At 64.9% G+C, this 4350-nt stretch carries 3 protein-coding genes; 1 reads left to right on the plus strand and 2 read right to left on the minus strand.

Annotated elements, in window-relative coordinates:
• The coding region (dnaE, locus tag ACIQ6O_RS13420; protein WP_396208296.1) for a DNA polymerase III subunit alpha at positions 1–1211 on the minus strand (1211 nt) is incomplete at its 3' end.
• A 41-nt stretch (positions 1212–1252) separates the two neighbouring features.
• Here dnaE and ACIQ6O_RS13425 point away from each other — a divergent pair.
• Positions 1253–2353 carry an aminopeptidase gene (locus ACIQ6O_RS13425; RefSeq protein WP_396208297.1) on the plus strand — a complete coding sequence of 367 codons (1101 nt, stop codon included), beginning with the start codon at positions 1253–1255 and terminating at the stop codon, positions 2351–2353.
• Between the two features lie 146 nt (positions 2354–2499).
• Here the strand turns inward: ACIQ6O_RS13425 and ACIQ6O_RS13430 are convergent.
• Positions 2500–4350: insulinase family protein (locus tag ACIQ6O_RS13430; RefSeq protein WP_396208298.1), on the minus strand; the 1851-nt coding region annotated here is incomplete at its 5' end.

The following is a 4350-nucleotide window of genomic DNA, read 5'->3' on the forward strand; positions in this document are numbered from 1 at the left end:
AAGCAGAAGTCCACGTCGACGTCGGGCATGCTCACGCGCTCCGGATTCAGGAAGCGCTCGAACAGCAGGTCGAACTCCAGCGGACACACGTCGGTGATTCGCGTGGCGTACGCCACCAGCGAGCCGGCCGCGGACCCACGACCCGGTCCCACGGGAATACCGCGATCACGGGCCGCCTTGATGAAGTCGGCCGTGATGAGGAAGTAGCCCGAGTACCCGGTCTTCGTGATCACCCCGAGTTCGTAGTCGAGGCGTTCCTGCACATGCGGCGGCAGCGGATCACCGTAGCGCTCCTTGGCGCCCTCGGTGGCCAGCTTCACCAGCAGGTCGTTCTCGGTAGCGATCCCCTCGGGCAGCGGGAAGTTCGGTACGTAGTACTTCTTTGCGAACTGCACGTCCACACTGTCGGCGATCGCCAGCGTGTTGGTGAGCACGTCCTCGCGGCCGGGGAAGAACGGACGGATCTCGTCGGCGCTCTTGAAGTAGAGGCCGTCGTCGTACTTCATCCGGTCCTTGTCGTTCCGGTCCTTGCCGAGCCCGATGCACAGCAGCACGTCGTGCGCGTCGTGATCTTCGTGCTTGAGGAAGTGCGCATCGTTCGTCGCCACGACCGGCAGCCCGAGGTCGTCGGCCAGGCTCAGCACCTTGGCATTCAGCCCCGCCTGCCCCTCGCTCGTGTGCGCCTGCACTTCGAGGAAGTAGCGCCCCTTGAACAGCTCGGCGTACCACGCGGCCGCCTCACGCGCCTCGTCGAGCCGGTTGTCGAGCAGATGGTTGGCGACTTCGCCAGCCATGCACGCCGACGTGACGATGAGCCCTTCGGAATACTTGGCCAGCAACTCGCGGTCGATGCGCGGCTTGGTATAGAACCCTTCGGTGTAGCCCAGCGAGGAGAGCTTGGAGAGGTTCTTGTAGCCCTGCAGGTCGCGGGCGAGCAGCACCAGGTGGTAGTACGGCTTCACGCCAGGCGCCGGACGGCCGCGCGTGCGCCGGTCGCCAGGCGCCACATACGCTTCCATCCCCAGAAGGGGCTTCACGCCGGCCTTCTTGGCCTTCTCCTGAAACTCCCAGGCGGCGTGCATGTTACCGTGATCGGTGATCGCAAGCGCCGGCATTTCGAAATGCTGTGCGCGCTTGATCAGATCATCGATACGATTCGCGCCGTCGAGGAGCGAATATTCCGAGTGGCAGTGCAGGTGAACGAACGACATGATGCGGAATGATACCTCCCCAGACTGAGCCGCGGCACCACTTGCCAATCAGGCAGCGTCTCCACCGCTACCGCACCAATTGGCGGCGTCTTCTGGCGCGCCTCGGCACGGCGGGCGCCACCCTTGTGGTGCTTTTTCTCGGCGTGACCCCCATGGGGTGCTACATCTCGCGCGCCGCGTATGAAGAAGCGAAGATCCTCGCCCGCCGGCAGCCGATTGAAAAACTGGTCGCGCGAGACAATACCCCGCCGGCCCTGCGGGCCAAACTGGCCCTCGTGCTCGAAGCGCGGCAGTTCGCCATCGACTCGCTGCAGCTCAAGGCCGACGAAAGCTTCACTACCTTCTCGCCGCTCGATCGGGACACCCTGGTGCTGGTGGTCTCCGCCGCCTACCGGGACCGCCTCGAACGGAAAACATGGTGGTTCCCCGTGGTCGGCCGCTTCCCGTACAAGGGGTTCTTTGATTTCGGAGAGGCGCAGAAAACCGCCGAGTCACTGCGCGACGAGGGATTCGACGTGACCATGGGACCGTCGAGCGCGTTCAGCACGCTTGGGTGGTTCAACGACCCGCTGGTGAGCACCACGGTGAAGGCCGACAGCGTGACGCTCGTGAACACGGTGCTGCACGAATTGCTGCACACTACGTTCTTCGCGAAAGGGCAGGTGAGCTTCAACGAAAGCTTCGCCACCTTCGTGGGCGGTCGTGGGGCCGAGCATTTCTTCCGCGCCAGGGGGGACAGTCTGTTGCTGCGCCGTGCGCAGGACGACTGGCACGACGACCGCCTCCTGGGCGAATTCTGGGAGCGTACGGCGACGGAGATCGACAGCGTGTTCGCGACGCTCCCCGACACTGCCTCGACCGCGCGCATCGCCGCGCGCGACACGGTGTATGCCCGCGCCCGGCGTCGCCTCGTGGACAGCATCGGGCCAGAGCTGCGCACCTATCCCGCGGGATGGGTGGCCAAGGTGCCGCTCAACAACGCCGTGCTGATGGCGCGCCGCGTGTACGCGGAACGGCTCGATCGCTTCGACTCGGTCTACGCGGCCGCTAATGGCGATGTCAGTGAGGCAATACGGCGGGTCATTCGCGCACACAGGGATTCCGTGCGCACCGCGGAGAAAAAGGAGAAAAGGGGGAACTGAAATTGGGAGAAAAGGAGGGTGGGAGAAAAAGAGACATCCCCAAGGAGCCACGGCCATCATCGCGAAAATGCCTGTCTCCTTTTCTCCTTTTCCCTTTTTCTCCCAATATCAGTTCCCCCCTTTCTCCCCTTCTCCAGAAATGCCGGTTACTTCGACGATTCCGGTAGCAACACGAACCGCGCCCGGTTCTCCTCGCTGAGAAACGTCTTCGCGGTGGCGGCGAGCTTCTCGGCCGAGAGCCCATTGATCAGCGTGAGGTAATCGCCGAGCGTTTCGAGCGGGTCGCCATTCTCCACTCGGCTCCGCATCGACGACAGCCAGTAGCCGTTCTGCTTGAGCTCCACCTCGAACTCGCGGCGCTGCTGTTCCTTCACGCGCTCCACTTCCGCTGCCGTCGGGGGCGCGGTTCGCAGTTTGGCGATTTCGTTGCGCACGGCCGCGAACAGCGAGTCGGCCTTCTCCGGCGCACTGCCGTACTGAATGGCGATCTGCCACTCCTGACGAAGGCGACGGGAGAACGCGCTGCTCACGCTCACCGAGTAGGTGCCGCCCAGCGACTCGCGCAGGCGATCGAGCAACCGCATCTGCAGCAGCTCGCCCATGGAGTCGAGCAGATAGGCATCTTCGCGCCCCCACGGGGCAGCGCCGGCCAGCAACACCACGCTCTGGCTCTGGGGAGCGATGCCCTTGCGCACGGTCTTGTCGATCACGCCCGCGAACTGCTTGGGGCCGGCGTCGCGCGGCGCTTCCTTGCGCCCCGCGGCGGGGAGTGAGCCCAGCCATTGCTCGACCAACGGCTTGAGCGTCGCAAGGTCCACGTTCCCCACGAAGAAGAAGGTGAAGTCGCCGGCGTCGCCGAACCGGTCCTTGTAAATCCGGAGCATGTCATTGAGATCGAGCTCCTTGAGCAGCGCCGCCGAGAGGGGGCGCGCACGGGGATGCCCGTTGGCGAGCGTCTGCTGGATGGTGTCGCTGAAGACCGCCATGGGATTGGCGTCTTTGTTCTTCAGGAATTGCTCGAATTGCTGCATTTGCGCGGCGAACACGGTGCTGTCGGCGCGCGGCGCCGTGAAACGCAGGTACAGCAGCTGCATCAGCGTCTCGAGATCCTTTGGACTCGCCGAACCGTTCATCCCCTCGCTCAGGTCGGCGATGCTGGGCAGTGCATTCGCCACCTTCCCCGTGAGCTTCTTGCGGAGATCGATCGCCGAGAAGTTGCCCACGCCGCCGGCCGCGATGATGGAGGGGGCGAGCGAGGTCTTGAATACGTCGGCGTCGCTCACGAGGCTGGCGCCACCCGGGCTGAACGCCGACACGAGAATCTGATCGGCATTGAAATCGGTGGGCTTCACCAGCACGCGCACGCCGTTCGAAAGTGTCCAGTCGGTGATGTTGTGCGCTGTGATGGTCTTTTCGCTCACCACGCGCCCGGCCGTCGGCACGGTGGTCACCAGCGCCCCTTCGGTCACCTGCTCCTTCCACGGCTCGATGTTCGCAGCGATGACCACGCCGAACACCGAACGGATCTCCGCTTCGGTGGGAACCGCCAACCCGGCCTTCTCTGGAACGGACACCGTGACCACGCGATTGGCGGCGCCGCTGCGCCCGGCTGATACCGTGTTTACCTCGGCGAGCGTGATGTTGGGCAGCAGCCGGCCAATGGCCGCGTACTCGAAGGCGATGCCCGGGGAGCCCTCTCCCGAGAGATAGTGGCTCACGTACTCGTCGACGAAGGCCTCGCTCGGCGTCTTGTCGCGCTCGGCGAAGGCCCGTTCGTAGGCGCGCAGGGTCGCGGTGCGCGCGCGTTCGAGTTCACTGGGGAGGAAGCCGTGGCGCTGCACGCGCTCGGCTTCGGTGAGCACGGCTCGCAGGGTTTCCACGAGGCGCCCTTCCTTGGCGCCGGCGTCGAGTGACACCACCTCGCTGCCACGCACGAAGGTGCCGCTGCTGGCGCCGGCGCCGGTGAACGGGGCCTCCGGCTTGAGCGCGAGCTCCTG

Origin of the sequence: Gemmatimonas sp., assembly GCF_044345575.1 — a bacterium.
Classification (GTDB): domain Bacteria; phylum Gemmatimonadota; class Gemmatimonadetes; order Gemmatimonadales; family Gemmatimonadaceae; genus Gemmatimonas.